The organism is Xenorhabdus hominickii, from assembly GCF_002632725.1.
Lineage (GTDB): Bacteria > Pseudomonadota > Gammaproteobacteria > Enterobacterales > Enterobacteriaceae > Xenorhabdus > Xenorhabdus hominickii.
Window position 1 is genome coordinate 588,909 of record NZ_NJAI01000002.1, and the last position, 22,793, is coordinate 611,701.

The 22,793-nt window shown below is 39.5% G+C and carries 19 protein-coding genes; 11 read left to right on the forward strand and 8 right to left on the reverse strand.

Annotated elements, in window-relative coordinates; genetic code table 11:
- Positions 1-116: 116 nt before the first annotated feature.
- Positions 117-1,874 (reverse strand): DNA repair helicase RadD, encoded by a 1,758-nt coding sequence (gene radD / locus Xhom_RS09870; RefSeq protein ID WP_069318444.1) that lies wholly within the window; start codon positions 1,872-1,874, stop codon positions 117-119.
- Between the two features lie 261 nt (positions 1,875-2,135).
- Here radD and rsuA point away from each other — a divergent pair, with 261 nt between their 5' ends.
- The 3 genes from rsuA to Xhom_RS09885 all read left to right on the forward strand — a co-directional run bounded on the left by rsuA (position 2,136) and on the right by Xhom_RS09885 (position 5,173).
- Positions 2,136-2,843, forward strand: a complete 708-nt coding sequence (gene rsuA / locus Xhom_RS09875) for a 16S rRNA pseudouridine(516) synthase RsuA (RefSeq protein WP_069316282.1) — start codon at positions 2,136-2,138, stop codon at positions 2,841-2,843.
- A gap of 77 nt (positions 2,844-2,920) precedes the next feature.
- Positions 2,921-4,108, forward strand: coding sequence for a Bcr/CflA family multidrug efflux MFS transporter (locus Xhom_RS09880; RefSeq protein WP_069316281.1), 1,188 nt, complete (start codon positions 2,921-2,923; stop codon positions 4,106-4,108).
- A gap of 720 nt (positions 4,109-4,828) precedes the next feature.
- On the forward strand, positions 4,829-5,173 hold the full coding sequence (locus Xhom_RS09885) for a YejG family protein (protein WP_069316280.1): 345 nt from the start codon (positions 4,829-4,831) through the stop codon (positions 5,171-5,173).
- 94 nt (positions 5,174-5,267) lie between these two features.
- Here the strand turns inward: Xhom_RS09885 and mepS are convergent, their stop codons facing one another.
- Both mepS and Xhom_RS09895 read right to left on the reverse strand, forming a co-directional pair.
- Positions 5,268-5,849 carry a bifunctional murein DD-endopeptidase/murein LD-carboxypeptidase gene (gene mepS / locus Xhom_RS09890; protein WP_069316279.1) on the reverse strand — a complete coding sequence of 194 codons (582 nt, stop codon included), beginning with the start codon at positions 5,847-5,849 and terminating at the stop codon, positions 5,268-5,270.
- A 344-nt stretch (positions 5,850-6,193) separates the two neighbouring features.
- Positions 6,194-6,898, reverse strand: a complete 705-nt coding sequence (locus Xhom_RS09895; RefSeq protein ID WP_069316278.1) for a phosphatase PAP2 family protein — start codon at positions 6,896-6,898, stop codon at positions 6,194-6,196.
- Positions 6,899-7,941: 1,043 nt separating this feature from the next.
- On the opposite strand from Xhom_RS09895, the gene Xhom_RS09910 reads away from it, so the two are divergent.
- Positions 7,942-8,253, forward strand: a complete 312-nt coding sequence (locus Xhom_RS09910; protein ID WP_069316276.1) for a hypothetical protein — start codon at positions 7,942-7,944, stop codon at positions 8,251-8,253.
- A 78-nt stretch (positions 8,254-8,331) separates the two neighbouring features.
- On the opposite strand, the gene yeiP is transcribed toward Xhom_RS09910, so the two are convergent.
- The 3 genes from yeiP to Xhom_RS09925 form a co-directional block, all read right to left on the reverse strand.
- The gene (yeiP, locus tag Xhom_RS09915) at positions 8,332-8,904 is read right to left on the reverse strand and encodes an elongation factor P-like protein YeiP (protein ID WP_069316275.1); all 573 of its coding nucleotides are present in this window, start codon (positions 8,902-8,904) and stop codon (positions 8,332-8,334) included.
- A 134-nt stretch (positions 8,905-9,038) separates the two neighbouring features.
- Positions 9,039-10,283: a tryptophan permease gene (mtr, locus tag Xhom_RS09920; RefSeq protein ID WP_069316274.1), complete on the reverse strand. Its 1,245-nt coding sequence runs from the start codon at positions 10,281-10,283 to the stop codon at positions 9,039-9,041.
- A 206-nt stretch (positions 10,284-10,489) separates the two neighbouring features.
- A complete protein-coding gene (locus Xhom_RS09925) occupies positions 10,490-10,912 on the reverse strand; it encodes a nucleotide triphosphate diphosphatase NUDT15 (protein ID WP_069316273.1) in 423 nt (140 codons plus the stop codon).
- A 253-nt stretch (positions 10,913-11,165) separates the two neighbouring features.
- Here Xhom_RS09925 and fruK point away from each other — a divergent pair, with 253 nt between their 5' ends.
- Positions 11,166-12,104, forward strand: a complete 939-nt coding sequence (fruK, locus tag Xhom_RS09930; RefSeq protein ID WP_069316272.1) for a 1-phosphofructokinase — start codon at positions 11,166-11,168, stop codon at positions 12,102-12,104.
- 7 nt (positions 12,105-12,111) lie between these two features.
- Here fruK and nfo read toward each other — a convergent pair whose 3' ends face one another.
- Both nfo and Xhom_RS09940 read right to left on the reverse strand, forming a co-directional pair.
- Complete coding sequence (gene nfo, locus Xhom_RS09935; RefSeq protein WP_069316271.1) at positions 12,112-12,951, reverse strand: deoxyribonuclease IV; 840 nt, start codon at positions 12,949-12,951, stop codon at positions 12,112-12,114.
- A gap of 109 nt (positions 12,952-13,060) precedes the next feature.
- Positions 13,061-14,143, reverse strand: a complete 1,083-nt coding sequence (locus Xhom_RS09940; protein WP_069316270.1) for a YeiH family protein — start codon at positions 14,141-14,143, stop codon at positions 13,061-13,063.
- Between the two features lie 190 nt (positions 14,144-14,333).
- Between Xhom_RS09940 and yieE the strand changes: the two genes are divergently transcribed.
- The 6 genes from yieE (at position 14,334) to Xhom_RS09970 (ending at position 22,304) form a co-directional block, all read left to right on the forward strand.
- Positions 14,334-15,197, forward strand: a complete 864-nt coding sequence (gene yieE / locus Xhom_RS09945) for a DNA-binding transcriptional regulator YeiE (RefSeq protein WP_069316269.1) — start codon at positions 14,334-14,336, stop codon at positions 15,195-15,197.
- A gap of 172 nt (positions 15,198-15,369) precedes the next feature.
- Positions 15,370-16,857, forward strand: a complete 1,488-nt coding sequence (locus tag Xhom_RS09950) for an amino acid permease (RefSeq protein WP_069316268.1) — start codon at positions 15,370-15,372, stop codon at positions 16,855-16,857.
- 257 nt (positions 16,858-17,114) lie between these two features.
- Positions 17,115-18,215: an ABC transporter substrate-binding protein gene (locus Xhom_RS09955; RefSeq protein ID WP_418384848.1), complete on the forward strand. Its 1,101-nt coding sequence runs from the start codon at positions 17,115-17,117 to the stop codon at positions 18,213-18,215.
- A 20-nt stretch (positions 18,216-18,235) separates the two neighbouring features.
- Positions 18,236-19,321: a FecCD family ABC transporter permease gene (locus tag Xhom_RS09960; protein ID WP_069316266.1), complete on the forward strand. Its 1,086-nt coding sequence runs from the start codon at positions 18,236-18,238 to the stop codon at positions 19,319-19,321.
- On the forward strand, positions 19,318-20,106 hold the full coding sequence (locus tag Xhom_RS09965; RefSeq protein WP_069316265.1) for an ABC transporter ATP-binding protein: 789 nt from the start codon (positions 19,318-19,320) through the stop codon (positions 20,104-20,106). The genes Xhom_RS09960 and Xhom_RS09965 overlap by 4 nt, the downstream gene beginning before the upstream one ends.
- A 218-nt stretch (positions 20,107-20,324) precedes the next feature.
- A complete protein-coding gene (locus tag Xhom_RS09970) occupies positions 20,325-22,304 on the forward strand; it encodes a ligand-gated channel protein (protein ID WP_069316264.1) in 1,980 nt (659 codons plus the stop codon).
- Positions 22,305-22,793 lie beyond the last annotated feature (489 nt).

A 22,793-nucleotide genomic window follows, 5' to 3' on the forward strand; every position in this document is an offset into this window, starting at 1 on the left:
GGATGATAACTTCAGGGTAGATAATTGACGCATCGTTCAGCCGATGCGTATCCGGACTTTCAGTCCGTTAATCACTAACCCACCTACTTTAGTAGGTGGGTTAGTGATTAACGGGTTTAATACAGATCATTAGCCAGTCTAAATCGTCCTTGATAATCAAAAATCTTTTCCCGAATCTGCCAAAATTGATTTTTTTTGCGGGCGACGACAAAATCAGGATGTCGTAATAAAGGAAGTTGATGAATAATATCTGCCGCTGTTTTCCATTGAAAAGGTATGCCCGGTGCACGTTGGTGCTGGCGAAGGAATTGTAGTTCAAATACTTTTTTTTGAGCCGGAGTGGATAAACGGAACAATTCTGATACATCTGCGCCATCTTCATCGTAATAAGTGATTTTCAGCCATTCCCCTTTGTTATCATGACCTGGTGTTAATTGCATTCCACCGCAACGTAGTACCAAAGCATCTTTCAGTTTCAGGGCGGCTTTCAGCATATCATCGGGATCGACCAACACTTCTTCACAGCGATGGCAGCGTCGGGCAGCGATATCGTTTTCTGCAGCACAATGTGGGCATGATTTGAAACGAAAGCGGAAATCGCATTGCTGCCTTTTCCCGTTTTCGTCCTCTTCCCAGCCTTGGCAACGTCGTCCAAAGTGCTCAATGAGCTCTCCTTCTGCGGTGCATTTTCCCCAAAAAGTATTGGCAAATTGGCAGAGGGGACAAAATATCTGTACAGGCTGGCTTTGTGAGTTGGGTTTGCTGATACCTACTTCGGGCGAGTAAAGATCGTAGGGATTGCCTGCATAATCCAGAATCAGGCACTCTTTTTTATCAGGAAATAAACGCAACCCACGCCCAACGATCTGCTGGTAGAGACTGACAGATTCTGTTGGTCGCAATATGGCGATTAAATCGACATGAGGTGCATCGAAACCTGTTGTGAGCACGGCTACGTTGACCATATAGAGGAGCTGCTGTTCTTTGAATGCGGTGATCACGAGATCGCGTTCAGATGCGGGAGTATCAGCACTGACTAACGCTGCTTGACCAGAAGGAAGCAATTGAAAAACTTCTTTGGCGTGTTCGACTGTAGCGGCAAAAATCATTACACCTTTTCGAGCTTGGGCATATTCGATAATTTGCCTGATGATATGGGGTGTAATGCGTTTTTGGCGTTTGATCTCCCGATTCAGCTCAGTCTCGTTGAATATCCCTTGTTGACTGGTGCGTACCTGACTGAAATCATATTGCAGGACGGGCATGTCCAGCCTTTCTGGAGAAACCAGAAAGTGGTGCTTGACCATATAGCGCAATGGGAGCTCATAAATACAATCGCGAAAAAAACTGCTTTCATCACCACGGATCATACCATGGTAATGGTATTGATATATCCAACCGGCACCTAAACGATAAGGTGTTGCGGTTAAACCCAAGATACGTATTTGAGGGTTATTTTTTCGCAGCTGCTGGATGATTTGTTGGTATTGGCTGTTTTTATCATCATTGATGCGATGACATTCATCAATAATGAGCAATGAGAAATGATGATCAAAGCGATCCAGATTGCGAGAGATGGACTGGATGCTACCAAAAACAACTTTTCCTTCACTTTGCTTTTGATTTAGTCCCGCTGAAAAAATATCCGCATTCAGTCCATAAGCACAATATTTACTGTAATTCTGTGCAACAAGTTCTTTGACATGTGCAAGTGCTAGAACGCGGCCATGAGCCCGCTTTGCCAATTCAGCGATGACAAGGCTTTTACCTGCACCTGTTGGTAAAACAATGACTGCAGGATCTTGATGTTGACGAAAATAGTGAATAGTCGCATCTACTGCTTCTTGTTGATAAGGGCGTAAAGTAAAAGCCATTTTTATGTTACTGTCACAAGTATCAGGTAAAAGACAATTGATATAGAGAATAACATTTTTCATTTAGCCTTGCTGCCGATAAAAAATTTATCATTTTTTTAGGTTAGACGGGCTATAACGCTTACTTTATTATAATTATTGATGTGACGATTACTCTGAAAATTATTTGGTTAATCTAGTATCTCAATAGTGGCCTTGGCGTTGTTTGCAACCTCAAGGGCGTATTCATATGTGTTTATTTTTTGTCAGGTGTATCTATTAATGCGATTGGATAAGTTTTTATCACAACAGTTAGGCATTAGCCGTAATGAAGTAGGACGTGAACTGCGGACAGGGCTGGTTACCGTCGACGATGAAATCATCAAAACCGGGGCCTACAAATTAAAGCCTGATCAGCAAATCGCTTATGATGGAACGATCTTGCAACAATTGAATGGCCCGCGCTATTTCATGTTGAATAAGCCCCAAGGGTATGTTTGTTCAACAGATGATCCGGCAAATCCGACAATCTTATATTTTATAAATGAACCTGTGGCCCATAAATTACATTCTGCCGGGCGATTGGATATTGATACGACAGGATTGGTTTTACTGACGGATGATGGACAATGGTCGCATCGTATTACGTCTCCCAAACATCATTGTGAAAAAACTTACCTTGTCACATTGGAATATCCAATATCGGAGGATGCCTCAAGTAAATTTCTAGAAGGTGTTTTGTTGAATGGTGAAAAAACTCTGACGAAACCAGCGCAATTAGAAATTATCGAACCTCAAATTGTGCGTTTGACTATCAGTGAAGGGCGTTACCACCAAGTAAAACGGATGTTTGCAGCAGTGGGCAATCATGTTGTTGGGCTCCATCGCGAGCGAATTGGGGAAATTTATCTCGATTCTGAATTAGAGCCAGGTGAATACCGGGCACTGACTGAGAGTGAAATCAACAGTATTCATATCCTAATACTTTAATTCTCAACTTAAACCCACGTCTTGCGGGCGTGGTCATCAATTTTTTTTTATCCTTCAACAGATTCAGGAGTAACTGAGTGCAACAACAGCGATTATCCTACTGGGGATTAGTTTTGATCCTTGGTTTACTTTCTATGTTAATGCCATTGGCAATTGATATGTATTTGCCAAGTATGCCAACTATTGCCGACAATTTTGGTGTTAGTGATGGTTTGGTACAAATGACGCTGAATAGTTATATCCTTGGTTTTGCTATTGGGCAAATATTTTATGGGCCAATGTCAGACAGTCTGGGGCGCAAGCCTATTATTTTAGGTGGAGTTATTGTTTTTGCTATATCTTCTGCTGCATGTGCTTTAGCACAAGATATTGATACTTTTATCTCTATGCGTTTCTTGCATGGTTTTTCTGCTGCTGCTGCAAGTGTGGTAATTAACGCGTTGATGCGTGATATATTCTCGAAAGATGAATTTTCTCGCAGTATATCTTTTGTGACATTAGTAATGATCATTGCACCGTTATTAGCTCCCATGTTAGGTGGGTTAATCATGGTGTGGTTTAACTGGCATGTTATTTTCTGGTCGATTGCTATTTCTGCGGTAATCGCTGGATCTTTGGTTGCATTTTTCATCAGTGAAACGTTACCAAAGGAGAAAAGGCAGCGATTCAATTTACAAAACACTTTGGCGCAGTTTGTTATGCTGTTCCGGCAACGTCAGGTGTTGTGTTATATCTTAGCCAGCGGCTTTTCTTTTGCTGGAATGTTTTCTTTTTTGAGTGCAGGGGCGTTCGTTTACATTAAATTAAACGGTGTTCCTGCAGAACATTTTGGCTACTATTTTGGCCTTAACATTATTTTTATGTTTGTCATGACAACCATAAATAGCCAATGTGTTCGCAAATATGGCGCATTGAAAATGTTACATACTGGGCTTTTCGTCCAGTTTGTCATGGGGCTGTGGTTGTTGTTTAGTACCCTATTTGATTTGGGATTTATTTCCTTAGTAATGGGGGTTGCCATTTATATCAGCGGAATTTCCATGGTTTCGTCTAACACAATGGCTGTTGTGTTAGATGATTATCCTCATATGGCTGGAACTGTTTCTTCATTGGCGGGAACTATCCGTTTCAGTATTGCTGCATTAGTGGGGTCGCTTTTATCTTTATTACCTGAGGAAAGTGCCTGGCCGATGGTAAGTTCAATGGCATTATGTGTGATATTGGCTATGTCGCTTATTGTCTACGCACGCAAGATTCAAAAATAATACTCTTTAAAAGGCTGCTTCATTATTGGTGGCCTTTTATTTTTCTTAGTACTTATGTTACCTGTTTATGCTTACCTATTGTTTATCATCGTTATCGGTTTTTTACCCATTACCAGTTGTTTTTTCACACATAAAAAATGTGTGGTTGCTTGATGATTTTTCAATGAAACCGATAGGGGATAAATTTGTATCTCTTTTCTAAGAGGGCTCGAGTTCATTAAAGAAATCATTGAGTGCCTGGATGGACAGAAAATACCGAGTGATTATCAAACAAATGTATAGATTTGTTAATCATATTAAGTCATATGGTGGTGGCATGTTGGTTTTTTGTTAACTTTCTATGTTTGGATTCATGTATATAGTATGTATATGGATGGCAGAGTCCTTAACATTAATTAACTCATTGTAATAAAACAATATTTAACTTTTATTATCATGTAATAAAATTTTAAAAAAGCAAATATGTAAATAATTTTTGAATAAAAAGTTGACTTTTTGCATGAAAATAAGTTGAATTATTTACCTAAACAGTATAAATATATACAAAATGAGAGTTATGTCTCACTTTTTTAAAGATTGAATATGAAAGAAGTGTGATAATGTGGTTTTTGTTTTAACTTTTTATTTACTTTTTTGTTGGGTGGTTATTCGGTTTTGACGAATCGATAACCTACAGCTGGTGGTTAGATATATTAATGTTGTTTCTGATAGGAATGATACGTGAATAATATTCAACTTTCGGTGGTACATAGGCTGCCGCAAAGTTATCGGTGGTCATCTGGCTTCGTTGGTACAAAAGTTGAAATTTTGTCAACAGAAGAAGCCGATATAGTAAATAGCCTGATGGGGCTGAAATTGTTGAGCCACGAAGGCGAAAAAGCACGGGATATTTTGCAAACTATAAATCAGTCTATTGCTGATATGCAGATACTGAGTGCAGTGATTGAGTGGGAAGGGGAGCCATGTTTGTTTTTTGCCAAGGAAGACGAAAGTGCCGTGATATGTCGTCTAAAGACGTTAGGTGCGGCAATTGCAGAAAACATAACCGCGTTGTACCCACTATAATTTTTAACCATTGATAAAAAAACGCTTCCAATTAGGAAGCGTTTTTTTAATGTCTGCAAGGGAATTTTGCCTAATGGGCCGCTATTCGGATAATTTAGGCTTGCGTATTATCTGATAGCACTCGTCTTGCACTATAGTAACGTTTACTCCAGTAGATATCGGTCAGTTTGGAGACGATAACTCCGCTACTGGTTGAAGCATGCACAAATTGATTATTACCAATGTAAATACCGACATGGCGCATACGAATGCCTGTTTTGAACAACACCAAGTCGCCTGCGCGTAATTTAGAACGGTTAACATTTTGGCCTATATTTTGCTGCCCTGAAGTTGAACGCGGTAGTTCCATACCAAATTGTTCATAAAAAGTACGTTGCACAAAAGCAGAGCAATCAATACCTCGTTTTGTGTTACCACCCAATCGATAGGAAACACCTTTCCAATCCGCGTATTGGTTAAGAATTTTAGATTTAATATCCAAGTTGTTAACCAGAGTTTCAAATTCATCCTGAGACGCTTGCAGTAAGAAATGATTCTGACTGTTTACTGCATGCGTCTCAGTTTGCTTATTACGGAGTTTGGAGTCTGGTGAACTACACGCGGTTAGTGTCACTGCTACGATAATTGCGGGTACCAATCGCAATATATATCTCAGTATTGGTTGAGATTTGACCATTGTATTCATTTTCCCTTGCAGTCTTTTAACGTGATTTATCACCATCATAAAAATACTAAACGTTTTAAAGCCTAGTCAGGATATGGTGAATTAACAAATTTTCTGTCCTTAAAGTGTGCTAGTCGGCACATTATATTAATATCTTTACAAAACACATGACTTGAATAAAAGGACCTAAGGAGAGTACCGAAATCATTAGTAAAAAGCGAGAGACAAGAAGAGTTCTTTACAAAAAATTAGATTAGGAACTAAGGGGTTAGGAGGGGTGTTGTTATTTTATTTTGGTTTAGCAAGAATTATGTAATATTGAGGAGATATTAGGGTATCTCCTCAATATTATTATATTAATTGGTTCGTCTGATATGTGGTAATTTTTTGTCCAGCCATGTTGCCATAATGTCACTCAACGGTGTCAGCAATAACCAACTCATACTGATCAGTGTCAGCGATAATGAACCGATAGCAATATCTGTAAACCAGTGAGCGCCAGCCATAATGCGTGGAAGGGCAAAAGTGGCCATAATCAACAGTGCAATAAAGAATACGCCGCGCGAGATATAACGGAGAATAAAGCTACTGAAGATTAAGAGCATCAGCCCATGATCGCCGGGGAAGCTATTTTTGGAAGCATCTTTTGTATGCCAACTTGTCATTTCGCCTACGCGATTAACATTTTCAAACGTCAGTGTCGGGCTTGGGCGACTAACAGGTATTTGGTGGCCTATTTGATTAACGGTAACTGCTGAAATGAGCATCACCAGACCGATCATGAAAAGCCGACGTTTACCCGCATAATCTTGTTTACGGAATGCACTGTAATAAAGCAGGCCCATGAACAGCAGTGATATGATATCAAATGCTCTGATGTTCACGATAGCAACAAATAGGGGGAATTTTGAATCAGGTAGTAGTTTCTCATTGAAGAAATAAAAAATAGCGGAATCAATGTGAAACCAAAAGCCGTGGTTCTCAGGTAAGTACCATGAAAGAAACAGGGCGATACCAAGGATATTGAGTATAAGTATAGCGAGTGGGTGACTGCGAGTCATGTGGTACCTATTTAAAACAAAAATCAACACAAAATTAACATTAAAGTGGATTTTGGTAGACAAATTAGCTGAACAGGAACTATATCAAAATTTACTGGAAAGCGTAATCACTATGGGAAGGGGGGGTAGAGTAAGGTTGGATGATATCGGAAAAATAGCTCAATCCCTACTTCAGTACCGATAATATATATTTGGTGCAATGTTGGTAGCTGACTATTATTAAATAACCACAAATTGATTTCCTCATATCCGAATTTATTAGAATATTCTGTCGAATTTAGGTTTGTATACTTAAAAAGTATAAATAAGTTATTTCATTTGACGTTATATCGTTATATATATAGCAAAGCGTTACACCATTATCTGGTTTTCAATTTTAGTGAGGCGAAAACTGGAAAAAGATAATGAAACCGTGATGGAGGACGAATGCTTATGTTGCAAAAAATGATGATTTTTTGGTTTAGGTCTATATCCCATCTTACCATAGTGTATTCTCCATTAATTCCAAATTCAGGTATCATCCATTTACATAGTACTATCATTAAGCCTCCATATTGGCTTAGGCCGGATAGAGAACATACGAAAATGGGCTATTGGTATAACGGTAAAGAATTAAATCAATCTAAAATAACGCAAGATAAAACAATGGAATACAAAAAAGATAAATATTCTCCATTATTTCTTTAGAGATATCTGGGAATAGAAAAAATTGCACTGAAAAAATAATAAATTGGGAGTTATCACTATAACCTATCACTAAATGTTATATAAATAATTATGTAATTATTTTGTTTTTTTATTTAAAGGATATAAGTGTAAATTGTGAATTTTATTTATATTTTAGTTAACATAATGATAATTGATAACTGTTTTGTAAATTACATGCCATAAGTAGTATCTTTTTTAACTAAAAATGCACTTTAGATATTTATCAAAAAAAGGTGTTAATGTCGTATTTTTTTCACATGAATTAGTTATTATGAAGATGAAGGAATAAAAGGTAACTGAGTTTTAGTTAATGGAAAAACGAAAGTGAGGTGACCATGCAAAATTATCTTAAAGTATTAATTAGCTGTTTTTTGATTTCATGGCTTTCTTATGGCTTTGCACAATCTACAGGAGGGTTAATCAGGTTTTCAGGTGCGATTGTTGATCCAGGATGTCAAATAATTGTGTCTAATGCTCAGGCCAATATATCTTGCTATCGGTTGGGAAAAAATCTTACTGTAAAGCAAATCATTTCAACTCACAAAACAACAGGTAATGTCATGCTTCCTGGTAATATAGGTGTTTCCAGTGTGAAGTGGACTGATGACCAGAAACGAGTGGCAATCGTCAATGTGGATTATTTCTAACTTCATCGATGATGAGTTGCTCTTTTCATAGAACATTATTTTTTGTCGAAAGAGCAACTCATATTTAAGAATATAGTATTAATCACAACGTCCCATATAGCGACGTTCTGCAATATGAATACGAATTTTTTCACCTGAACTTAAATATTCAGGAACTTGAATAGTCAGGCCTGTACTCATTTTAGCGGGTTTGGTACGAGCACTTGCCGATGCACCTTTAATTCCTGGTGATGTTTCTGTAATGACCATATCAACAGTTTGTGGTAACTCAAGAGCCAGTAATTGCCCATCCATTGTCAGGACTTGCATTCCTGGTAAACCTTCTTCTGGAATAAACAGTAATTCTTCTTTGATTTGATCTTTTTTAAAGTGATAAGGAGTAAAATCCTCATCATCCATGAAGATATACTCATCACCATCAATATAGGAAAAACTCACTCCACGGCGAGTTAATGTGATAGTTTCAAGAATGTCATCACCTTTGAAGCGCTCTTCCACTTTTTGGCCTGTACGAATATCAGTAAAGCGCATTTTATATAGCGTGCTTGCACCACGTGCGCTGGGCGACTGAATATCAATGTCTTTAACTAATAATAACTTTCCATTGTGGCTGAGCGCAGCACCACGTTTAATTTCATTGGCTTTAGCCATAGATACCTTCCATAAGAACGAGGAAATAGTGGAATGAATATTCGAGAGGCGACAAAATTACTCGTAGTTGACCTATTAGGCAAGAAATGAATAAAAACCCCAGTAAAAATACTGGGACATAGTGGAAGCAAAAGTTAACGGTAAGCAGGTAGCAAATCAAATAGAGAGAGAATATGGGCTATCGCATTGATCAGACCGAACAGAATAATAAATATTATCATTGCCTTACCCCCAGGGACCCGATAGCTGGCCTGTGGATAACGGCGACGGCTGGCACGAGCCATCAGAGCCGGAACAATAACAGCCCATACAGTGGCTGCCAATCCTGCAAAACCAATTGCATGTAGGAAACCGTTTGGCAATAACAATGCCAGTATAGTAGGTGGAATAAATGTTATCAGGGCAGTTTTTAAACGTCCGGATTCACTGTCATCAAATCCAAAAAAATCAGCCAAGTAATCAAATAAGCCGAGGGATACACCCAAAAATGAGCTGGATAATGCCATATATGAAAAAGCATTTAAAAGCTGATTGACAGTAGTATTGTTGGATACATTATCCATTTGATTCAGTAAGTCACTAACATTGCCACCATTAGCGATGATTTGTTTGAATGCTTCACGGGGAATATTTCCCTGAATGGCATACTGCCACAAAATGTAGATAGTTAGAGCAATCAAAGAGCCGTATAACAGGCTGCGTGTGACGGCCTTTGTGTCTTTATTATAATATTTCACTAATCCCGGAACATTACCGTGAAAGCCAAATGAAGTCAGCAAATACGGTAGTGCCATTAGGGCGTAAGGTAAATAACTGGTCTCAGAGCTCATATGATCAAATAAGATGGCCGGCTTGGCTTCAGTAAACATGCCTCCAACAGACATGATAAAGGTGATTACCATACTACCGATTAAGATAGTACTTAGCCTGTCAACTGCTTTAGTTGAGAGCCAAACAATAAAGGCAACAATAAATGAAAAAACAAGGCCTGCACCAGATTGTGGCAATGGAATAATATCCTCGAGATTGCGAACAATAATCGAGCTGCCGGCTGAGATGTAGGCATAAGTCAGAATATACAAAACAAAAGTAATGGATAAGCCAGTGAGTGAGCTCCAGCCTTTGCCCAGTAGGTCTTTTGTCATGGTGTGGAAACTAACGCCAGTGGGATAATTGATGTTAGCTTCCAAAATCATCAGGCCAGAAAAATAGATACAGACCCAAGTGTATATCAGCAAAATGATTGAGCCTGTAAACCATACGCCAGAGGTGACAATGGGAATGGAAAACATGCCTGCACCGACAGCAGTACCGGCAATGATCATAGCGCCTCCGAGTATGGATGGGCGTTTCAAATTTTGCGTTACCTCAATGGTCATATAAACTCCCTGATAAATGATGATACCTTGTACTAGCTCGACGATACATTAACATATCATATGTGTAAACAAATATTTATGAGAGGTAACCTAATTGCGTTTGTTGCGTTTGTTGCGTTTGTTGCGTTTTGTACACAAATTTCGAAGCAGGTTATCTTAATAAACCTGCCTGTAAATTGAAATTATTAGGGCAACAATAAAGTTATTTATATTAAATCGTAATAGAATTGCTTCTGTTGCCATAGCTTGATGGCATTGCGGCTGGCCTCAAAGTGAGGTTCGGGGAGATTATTAGGATTACACCAGATTAACTGTCCACACTTCTCAGGTTCCATTAACTTGGGTTCGCCTCCAGGATACTGTGCCAGCAAGAAAACTGATACTGTATGCTTCCCTTCTTCACGATAAGTTTCGAGATTATTACCAATACCATAGACTTTAGGATGTTGAATTGTTATCCCAATTTCTTCCTGAATTTCACGAATAGCGCATTCTTCAAAGGTCTCACCAGGATCAACATGTCCACCAAAGATTGACCAATACGGTGCATGTTGGCTGGTTCGTTTTCCCAGTAGAATTTCCCCTTTTTCATTTACGATGATGACACCAACACCGACAACAACTGACACGAATGTATTCCTCCGGATAGAACCTATCAACGATTAGTGAAGACAGGTTTTAGATTTTCTATTGGATATAGGGTGGTTTATTCTCATCTTCTGATAAGAAATCCATTCGTAGCGTATTTTTACTTTTGGTGTGAGATAACACAATGGTTAATCTAGAGGTAATTTTAACTGAAACGATTCAATTTTGGTGTTATAAATAATAGATAAATTTCAATGTTACTTATGACTGTTTATTCAGGAGATAGCGGGCAAGATGAGCCGTCGAGTCGCCACAATTACCTTAAACCCAGCTTATGATTTAGTTGGTTTATGCCCAGATATTGTTAAAGGAACCATTAATCGAGTGCAGACAGCAGGGCTTCATGCTGCTGGCAAGGGAAATAATGTTGCGAAGGTACTACGCGACTTAAATATTGATGTTACCGTCGGTGGTTTTCTGGGACGGGATAATCAGGAAGGGTTTCAGCAGTTTTTCAACGAAAATAATATGGTAAATCGTTTCCATTTGGTCTCGGGGCGAACACGTATTAATGTGAAACTGACGGAGAAACAAGGTGACGTGACGGATTTTAACTTTTCCGGATTCCGTGTAACAGAAAATGAATGGAATCAATTTGTTAATGATTCACTCCAATGGCTGGGGCAGTTTGATATGGTTGTGGTGAGCGGTAGTTTGCCAGATGGAATTGAACCAGAATTATTTGCAGATTGGATGAAACAATTACGGCAGCTTTGCCCTTGCATTATTTTCGATAGTAGCCGTGAAGCTCTTGTTGCAGGTCTCAAGGCATCACCGTGGTTGGTTAAACCCAATCGTCATGAGTTAGAAATTTGGGCCGGTAAACCTCTGCCGGATTTGGAAAGTGTGATTAATGTTGCTCATGAATTGCGTAACAGTGGGATCGCTCATGTTGTCATTTCATTAGGTGAGCAGGGAGCGTTATGGGTCAACGCTTCCGGCGCATGGTTGGCAAAACCGCCACATTGTGAGGTTGTTAGTACCGTTGGTGCAGGTGACTCCATGGTAGGTGGTTTGGTGTACGGCTTATTGATGCGTGAATCCAGTGAACATACATTGCGTCTGGCAACCGCAGTTTCTGCACTTACGGTCAGCCAGCCGAATGTTGGGATCAGAAGTCGTACTGAACTTGCATCAATGATGTCAAAGATCGAGTTGACTTCGGTCGGATAATCAATACTTATTGTTGAGCTTTCAGCCAGGCAATTTCTTGATCCCAAATATCTGGATTGATCGTTTCAAGAATTAAGGGAATGCTATTGAAACGGTCATCTTTCATGATATAGCTGAAAGGCGTCTTGCCGATATTACCTTCTCCAAGACTGTGATGTCGGTCTACACGGCTGGAAAATTCGCTCTTGGCATCGTTTAAGTGCATAGCTTTCAAATAATTGAATCCAATAATTTCATCGAATGCTTTGAAGGTTTCATGGCAGTCTTGCTCAGTGCGCAAGTCATAACCTGCGGCGAAAGCGTGGCAGGTATCGATGCAAACACCAACACGGGTTTTGTCTTCGACACCGTCAATAATCGCGGCTAATTGCTCAAACTTAAAACCGAGATTGGTTCCTTGCCCAGCGGTATTTTCGATGACAGCTGTAACGCTTTGTGTTTTATCCAAAGTAATATTGATAGATTCTGCGATACGGGCGAGGCATTTATCTATGTCAATTTTATTAAGATGGCTTCCGGGGTGGAAGTTTAGTAAATCAATGCCAAGCTGTTCACAGCGTTGCATCTCATCAAGGAAAGCGTTCCGAGATTTTTCCAGGGCTTCTGTTTCAGGATGACCCAGATTAATGAGATAGCTATCATGGGGCAGAATTTGTTGGCTGCCATAGCCGTAACGTTCACAATTAGCCTTGAATTTATCAATAATATCCGTCGATAGCGGATGGGCATTCCACTGTCGTTGATTTTTCGTGAACAGGGCAAATGCTGTTGCATTTAATTCATGTGCACGAATGACTGCCTGATCAACACCACCAGCAGCGCTCACATGGGCTCCAACAAATTTCATCGTCTTCTCTCCTATTTTTCTATTATTATGGCATTGTTCTCCCTAGCGATAAAATGCCTGTTAAGAAGCAGGCTATTTTATTGAGAGTCGAATTGATATCTAGTCAAAGTCAGCCTAATAAATGTTGAATGCTTTGATTGATTATTAATCCTCCAGCTATTAGCCAGATAAACAAGCACAGAGCCAGTAGAATAGGTTTAATTCCAGCTTGGCGAATGGCGCTGATATGGGTGGTTAAACCTAATGCAGCCATTGCCATTGCTAGCATGATGGTATCAGCAACAATGATATGTTTAACAAGGTGCTCTGGTAATAAATGAAAAGAGTTGAAACCTGCCATAACAATAAAAAATACAGCAAACCACGGAATAGTGAGTGGAGATTTTTCTTGTTCTTTACGGTGATTTTTGGCTCCTATGCGACTGACATAGTTGGAAAGCAGCACCAAAAATGGTGCCAACATCATAACGCGGATCATCTTGCTGATGACGGCAGTATTTTCAGCATCACTTCCTAACGTATGTCCAACAGCAACAACTTGGGCTACTTCATGAATGGTTGAACCAGAGAAAATGCCAAAAGTTGCCTGAGAGAAATTAAACCATTGGTAATGAGCATTGAGTTGATAAAACCAAGGATAGATGAAGATTGCCAGAGTGCCAAAAATCACCACAGTTGAAATAGCCACAGTGACTTTGCTGGCAGGTGCTTCAATAATGGGGCCTGTCGCCATGACAGCCGCTGCGCCACAAATACTACTTCCCGCGCCAATTAGTATCACGGTTTGTCTATCCAGCCGAAAAAATCTACGTCCTATCCACAATGCGATAAAAAAAGTTGAAGAAAGCATGAGAGCATCAATCAATATTCCCGTTGCACCAACATCCATAATTTGTTGAAACGTCAGTCTAAACCCATAAAGAATGATGCCAGCCCGCAGTAGATAATGTTTAGATAAATGGATGCCATGATCACAGGTGGATTTCAAAAAAGGGTACAATGTATTGCCGACAATGATCCCCAAAAGAATGGCAATTGTCAGGATGCCTAATCCTATATTGATAAACCAAGGAATATTACTTATATAGATTGCGAGTGCAGTCAGAATAGCGGCTAATATCACTCCAGGGATTAAGTTTAATGCTGTACGGTGTTGGGGTTTTGTGGACTCCTTCGATTGATTTTTAGACATTATGGTTATCCTATATCTTATGTTATTTGGGAATAAGCATATGACAAAATTTAAAATCAATAAAATTGATAATTTTTATACATATAACCATTTAAAGTAATTAATTAAGGGCGATTTTTGTTAAGTTGAATAATACTGTCTAGAATCAAAACTACCTTTCCCTTTTTATTTTTGCTTCTTGTGAGGCCATATGCGTATCACTCTGAGACAACTGGAGATTTTTGCAGAAGTTCTGAAAAGTGGTTCAACGACACAGGCTTCTCAGCAATTAGCCTTATCGCAATCTGCAGTAAGTGCATCACTGACAGATCTCGAAGGGCAGTTGGGAGTCCAGCTTTTTGACCGGGTAGGAAAACGTCTCGTTACCAATGAACATGGGCGTTTACTCTATCCCAAGGCATTGGCATTACTTGAACAGGCTGGTGAAATAGAACAACTTTTTAAATTGGAGTTAGGGGCGCTCAGGTTAGCGGCCAGTAGTACCATTGGCAATTATATGTTGCCTAAAATGCTGGCGAAATATCGTCAGGATTACCCTGATACGCCCTTGGAATTGCATATCAGTAATACTGAAGAAGTTATAAAAGCGGTTGTGGAGTTTCGTGTTGATTTGGGATTGATTGAAGGTTTGTGTCATGATCCGGAATTAATCACGCAATCATGGATGAAAGATGAATTAATCATCTTTTCTTCACCGGAAAACCCATTGTTGCAACGCGAGCTTACTATAGAAGATTTGATTACAGCACCTTGGATATTGAGGGAGAAAGGTTCAGGAACAAGAGAAGTACTGGATCATCTTTTATTCTCGCAAATGCCCCGATTTAATATTGCGATGGAATTGGGAAATTCTGAAGCTATCAAACATGCCGTCCAATATGGGATGGGGATTAGCTGTCTTTCTCGACGGGTTGTCCAAGAGCAGTTGAATAATGGGACTCTTTCTGAGATTGTGATCCCTAAACTTAGCCTTTCTCGCACTTTATATCTGATTTACCATCGTCAGAAACACATGTCCAATGCTTTGCAGAAGTTACTGAGTTACTGTAAATGAGACTAACGTATTTTGAAAGCAATACGATAAAAATCGTAAAGAATATAATTGTGTAGCTAATAATTGGTTATGGATTATGAAGGTATCTTATAACCACGAATCGCCGCTATTCTGGAGACGAAGATTTGTTACAATTCCGCATTAATCTTATCTTCAATAATATAGGAATAGAATGTCTCAAGAACAAAGTACGCCACGGGATCAGGCTCCAAAAAACCTACGCCGTGAATTGAAAGCACGGCATATGGCAATGATTGCCATCGGTGGATCAATTGGTACGGGGTTATTTGTTGCTTCTGGGGCAACGATTGCTCAGGCTGGTCCTGGTGGAGCCTTACTTTCCTATGCGTTAATTGGCCTCATGGTCTATTTCTTGATGACCAGTTTAGGCGAATTAGCTGCGTACATGCCGGTATCAGGGTCATTTTCAACCTATGGTTCCAAATATGTTGATGAAGGTTTTGGTTTCGCACTCGGATGGAACTACTGGTATAACTGGGCTGTGACAATAGCCGTTGACCTTGTGGCTGCACAATTGGTTATGGGGTATTGGTTCAATGATGTACCCGGCTGGATATGGAGTGCGTTATTCCTTGGACTGATTTTCCTGCTGAATTACATCTCAGTTAAAGGTTTTGGTGAAGCAGAATATTGGTTCTCTCTGATTAAAGTTTCTACAATTATTGTCTTCATTATTATTGGTGTTCTCATGATCTTTGGCATCATGAAAGGCGCTGAAGGAGCAGGTTGGCATAATTGGGAAATTGATGATGCCCCATTTGCGGGCGGTTTTGCTGCGATGATCGGGGTAGCAATGATTGTTGGCTTCTCTTTCCAGGGGACAGAGCTGATCGGTATTACTGCGGGGGAGTCTAAAGATCCGGCAAAAAACATCCCTCGTGCAGTGCGTAAAGTATTCTGGCGTATTCTGTTGTTCTATGTGCTTGCTATTTTAATCATTAGCCTGATTATTCCTTATACTGATCCTAGCTTACTGCGTAATGGCGTAAAAGATATCAGTGTCAGTCCATTCACTTTGGTATTTGAAAATGCAGGATTATTGTCAGCCGCGGCGATAATGAATGCGGTGATATTGACTGCTGTGCTTTCAGCGGGTAATTCAGGAATGTATGCTTCTACCCGTATGCTATTTACGCTGGCAAGAGAAGGTAAGGCACCGAAGATATTTGGTCATTTGTCGAAAGGCGGTGTTCCGCGTAATGCACTTTATGCTACAACCGTGGTAGCGGGATTATGTTTCTTCAGCTCCATGTTTGGTAACCAAACAGTATATATGTGGTTATTAAATACCTCAGGGATGACAGGGTTCATCGCGTGGTTAGGAATTGCAATCAGCCATTATCGATTCCGCAAAGGTTATGTTGCAAAGGGCCTGAATATTAATGATCTTCCATATCGTTCAGGGTTTTTCCCTATTGGGCCGATTTTTGCCTTTATTTTATGCCTGATGATCACATTAGGGCAAAACTATCAGGCATTTCTACAAGATAAAATTGATTGGTACGGAGTGATAGCGACTTATATTGGAATCCCATTATTCCTGATCATTTGGTTTGGTTATAAATTGAAAAAGAAAACTCGCTTTGTGAAATATAGTGAGATGCAATTTCCGGTATTCAAATATACAGACAAACAATAGTGTGTTAATAAAAGTTAATAAATTCATTATTTATTAACTTTTATTACTTTAATTTTACAAAAAACTGACGATTCTGTGATGGAATTGGCAGTTTTTATTTTTCATTGGCTTAAGGGAGAAATATAGACAGTAAATTTAGGATATGTCGACTTAATCGCATTGATAAGTATTCTTATTTGCTTTATTGTTAACAGCACAATTGTTGCATTAAGAGGCTAACTAAAGTGAAGTTTGTATTTCGAACAGTTATGAAGAGTATGAGTGTCAGTCTAATGGCAGGTTCCGCCATGATGGCGAGTTTTGCATCTTGGGCTGAAACAGTCACTGATGTCGCTGGACGTACTGTTGAAGTGCCTGAGAAAGTTAACCGTATCTTGTTAGGTGAAGGCCGTCTGTTCCATTCTCTTGCATTATTAGAAGGGGATAAACCTTTAGCTCGCATTGCTGGTTGGCAAGGTGATTTCCGTAAACTGGACCCACAAACTTACGCCATTTATAAAGCTAAATTCCCTGAAATCGATAATATCCCTCTGATTGGCAATACTAGTGCTGATAGTATCAGCTCTGAAAAAGTGCTTACACTCAATCCTGATGTCGCTATTTTTGGTTTATCTGGACATGGCCCGGGTAAAAACAGTGAACTGGTAAAACAGCTGGAAAAAGCGGGTATTCCTGTTGTTTTTGTCGATTTCCGCAACGATCCTTTAAAAAATACATTACCGAGTATTCGTATGCTAGGTAAGGTGCTGCATCGTGAAGAGCAGGCTAATGCGTACGCTGATTTTTATGAAAAGAATCTGAAACTCGTGACAGATATTACTGACCGCATACCAGATGCTCAAAAACCATCAGTCTTTATTGAATTACTAGCAGGTTTCAGCGAAGACTGTTGTGGTACAGCGGGTAACGGCAATATGGGGAATTTCATTGATTTGGCTGGTGGTAAAAACATCGCAAAAGATGTACTGCCATCTCCGTTGGGAACAATGAATCTGGAAAAAGTTATTGCTGTAGATCCTTATATTTATATTGCCAGTGGTGCACAAGATCCGGGTGAGAAGGGTGAAGGTGTTCAAATAGGAGCCCAAACATCTGCTGATATTGCTCGTGCAAGCCTGAAAACTGTCACTGAACGCAAAGGTATCAATACCTTGACTGCCGTGAAGGAAGGGCGTAGCCATGCTATTTGGCACCACTACTACAACTCTCCTCATAACGTTGTTGTGACGCAAGTTTTTGCTAAATGGTTCTATCCTGAAAAATTTGCTGATTTAGATCCGCAACAAACATTGAAAGAGCTTCATAGTAAATTCTTAGCTGTTGAACCAACAGGTACATATTGGGTTAGTGAGAAATAAGCAGTAGCAGGTAATAAAAAATGAGTATCACTACCGAGCCTATGCCAATGGTGAAACAGCAATTAAGTGATTGCGATGTAAAAGCACATTATCATCATATCCTACGCCGACGTATTGCATGGATTTTGTTTATTATTTTGGCTATTGGTACCTCTGTTGTACTGGATTTTACGATGGGGCCATCAGGGTTATCACTGCAAACCCTCTGGCAAACATTAGTTTCGCCGGAAAGTGTTGAAGTAGGAACCCAGGTGATCGTTTGGGACATTCGATTGCCCTACACCTTGATGGCGGTAGTGATCGGCTTGTCACTTGGACTGGCCGGTGCTGAAATGCAGACAGTTCTGAATAATCCGCTAGCCAGCCCATTTACCTTAGGTGTTTCCGATGCTGCTTCTTTTGGCGCGGCCTTGGCGATTGTGCTTGGAATCGGTATTGCTGGAATACCGGATCAATGGTTTATCTCCGTAAACGCCTTTATTTTCGCATTATTGGCTGCTTTGATGCTTGATGCCATTACTCGTTGGACGAAAGTGACAACCTCAGGAGTTGTATTGTTTGGTATCGCAATGGTGTTTACCTTCAATGCACTGGTTTCCATGATGCAGTTTATCGCGACGGAAGACACGTTACAGGGGCTGGTTTTTTGGACTATGGGTAGTCTTGGCAGAGCATCCTGGGAAAAATTGGGTATTATGTTATTAGCCTTTTCCGTCATTTTTCCTATCTCAATGATGAACTCTTGGAAATTGACCGCACTGCGCTTAGGGGAAGATCGGGCGACCAGTTTTGGTATTAATATCAGCCGCCTTCGTTTAGGGGCATTACTGCGTATCAGTATATTGACTGCATTAGCAGTGGCATTTGTTGGTCCGATAGCTTTTATTGGTTTAATAGCCCCTCATATTTCCAGAATGGTGTTTGGTGAAGATCACCGTTTCTATTTACCTGCAAGTGCACTGATTGGTTCATTGGTTTTGTCATTGGCTTCTATTGCTTCCAAGAACCTGATTCCTGGCGTCATCATACCCGTGGGGATCGTGACTTCGCTGGTCGGTGTGCCTTTCTTCCTTAGTATCATTTTACGTCATAGGGGGAATGTATGAATCAGGGACTAAAAATCAACCGATTGACAGCAGGATATCCCAAACACCCTGTGATTGGTAATTTGGATGTTAAGCCATTGCCACGTGCTCAAATTACGGTATTGTTGGGGCCAAACGGCAGTGGAAAATCCACACTTCTGCGCTCTCTGGCGGGTTTAAATAAAGCCAGTGGTGAATTATTGTTGGATGGGCGGGATTTGATGCAGATGAATTTTGCTCAACGTGCTCAGAACGTCGTTTATTTGCCACAAACATTACCTGCGGGTGTTCATCTTCATGTATTGGAATCTGTGATTGTTGCTCAACGAGCATCGGGTGGTGTAAGTAATAGCCAGTGTGAGCAAGAAGTCATGGAGTTATTGCGTCAACTCGGTATTGAACATTTAGCACTCAGTTATCTGGATCAATTATCGGGTGGACAGAAACAGTTGGTTGGATTGGCACAATCATTAATCCGGCGCCCAAGCCTATTATTATTGGATGAACCATTAAGTGCATTGGACTTAAATTACCAATATCACGTTATGGATTTAGTCGCACGTGAAACGCGTCGCCGTAATATTATTACGGTTGTCGTTGTTCACGATATTAATATTGCATTACGTCATGGCGATCATGTTTTAATGTTAAAAAAAGGTGAATTAATTTCAGAAGGTTCGCCTGAACAGGTCATTACGCCGGACAGTTTAGCAAAAGTCTATGGTGTTAAAGGCCGAATTGAGCGCTGTTCTCATGGTGTACCGCAAGTATTAATTGATGGCTTGGTGACGGAACTAACAAGTTAGCATAATAAAAAATAGATAGTCTAAAGACTTCAAATTGCAGTACAGAAAATAAGGCTGCGCTGCAATTTTGATGATATAGGACATAAATGGATTTATTAAAATTAAAGTGTAGTAAATATAGCACTGACAGGAATAAATAATTATTCCTGTGATATGAGCAGATGTCGATTGTCCATATTAATTTAAATAATTCTATTCTACCTTTTGGAGAATCGGGAATGGTTGTTTTTGCAAAGAAAAAAATCGTATTAGGTATTATTGCTGCTATTTCATCCAGCACAATGTTGACTGCTAACGCAGCCAATAATGGTGAAGACAAAATTATTGTAACTACTGCATCAGGTTTCCAGCAAAAGATTGAAGATGCCCCAGCTTCTATTTCGGTAGTTAGCCGTGAACAATTGGAAACTAAAGCCTATCGTGATGTAACGGATGCATTGAAAGATGTACCGGGGGTAGTTGTTACTGGTGGTGGTAGTAGCAGTGATATCAGCATTCGTGGTATGTCTTCAAAATATACTATGATCCTGATTGATAGTAAGCGTATTGATACTCGTAGCACTCGCCCAAATAGTGATGGTTCTGGAATCGAACAAGGTTGGTTACCGCCGTTGACTGCAATTGAACGTGTTGAAGTCGTGCGGGGGCCAATGTCTTCTCTATATGGTTCTGATGCTATGGGTGGCGTTATTAATATTATTACTCGTAAGGCTCAGAAAGAATGGCATTTAAGCTTGCATGCAGATACTACACTAACTGAAAGTAAACATTCTGGTAACAGTTACCAGAATAGCATTTATGCAGCAGGGCCAGTAATTGAGGGATTACTGGGGTTAAGAGTAAATGGGTCATATTCTCATCGTAATGAAGATAAATTTTTGGGAGGATTTAGAGAGCAGGAAATGCGCAACGGTGCGGTGGCTCTTTCTTTTACTCCAGATGAGAAAAATGCTTTTACTTTTGAAGCCGGTCGTTATGAACAAGATCGCGATTCAAATATTGGTAAAACGCGTGATTGCCAACCAAAATCTTGTGAAAATGACATTAGTCGTTATAAGCTTAATAATTATTCCATTACTCATAATGGAATTTATGATTTTGGTACGATAACTTCTTATGTACAACGTAATGAAGCACGTAATCCTGAACGTAATATGACAAACAATGATACGGTATTTAACAACCATACGACGTTTGTATTTGACGATCATACAGTAAGTGTTGGTGGTCAATATCATTATGAAGATTTGCGAGACAATAACAATCAGTTACTTTCAGCTAAAGATGTTAATAAATTAACTCGCTGGAGTTGGGCATTAGTCTTGGAAGATGAGTGGCAAATGATCAATGATTTTGCTCTGACTGGTGGAGTTCGGTTAGATAAAGATCAAAACTTCGGAGCGCATTGGACTCCTCGTTTATATGGAGTATGGCATGCTGATGAGCAATGGACGATTAAAGGCGGTGTTGCTACAGGTTATCGTTCTCCAGATCTGAGACAAGTTGCTTCTAATTGGGGACAGGCAACAGGTGGTAGATTTAGTAACGGCATGATTTTGGGTAATCCAGATCTTAAGCCAGAGAAAAGCATCAGTGAAGAAATTAGTGTTATCTGGAATAACCAAGAAAACTTTAATATTGGCGTGACTGTTTTTAATACTGCCTTTAAAGACAAAATCACTGAAATCAAAGATTGTGATAAGGATGTTGATCAATCTTGTAAACTGGGTGGTGAGACTTATGACTTTATAAACAAACGTATAAATGTTGATAAAGCAAATATTCGAGGTATCGAAACCACCATAAATTGGGATATTGTTGAAAGTTTGTCATTAGCAGCAAACTATACTTATACTGATTCTGAACAAAAAAGTGGTAAGTTCAAAGGCCAACCGTTAAATAAAATGCCAACACATATGGCGAATGCAACCCTGAACTGGCAGCCATTATCCGAGTTGGAAACATGGACACGTATTAATTTCCGTAGTAAAACAAAAAATTATCAGTATCGCTCTAGTATGAGAGATGGAACGCCTTCTTATACGTTTGTCGATTTAGGAGTGACTTATAATTTGGCTAAAAATCTACGCTTGTTAGGTGGAGTTTATAACGTTTTTGACAAGCGAGTAGCAGAAGAAAGTCATGATGCCGTACTCGATGGCCGTCGTTACAATATCGGTATTAATTATGACTTCTAATTAATATTTCTCTTTTGTATTAATATTAATCATTATACTTAACGTTTAGACGTAATATAAAATCATCCTGTTATCATAAGATTGATGGCAGGATGATTTTTTTTGTCCTCATCCTCTCATAATTAAATGGCAAATCGCTTTTCTCTGTGCTAAAAATTGAGCATAAGCCAAGCAACATATATGATGGCTTTGAGTTTTATAACTTACTCAGTAAATGCCTATTTTATAAGGTGTTGTCGTGTCGTAAAAAATAATAAATTTTTAGTGTGATAGCACTTGCTATTTCTGGACTTGAAGTGCAAAATGCGCCACTAAAAATAACTGGTGTGTAATTATGCACCAGTTATTTTTTTTGCCTTGAGTTATTTTTTACAACACTAAGAGGCCGGATTTATTCCGGATCGATACTGACCATAAGCAGCTGTCAATGAAAATAAGCTGCTGTACTGAGGATGCAATTATGGAGCAATTATTCGCTTTTGCACTTGT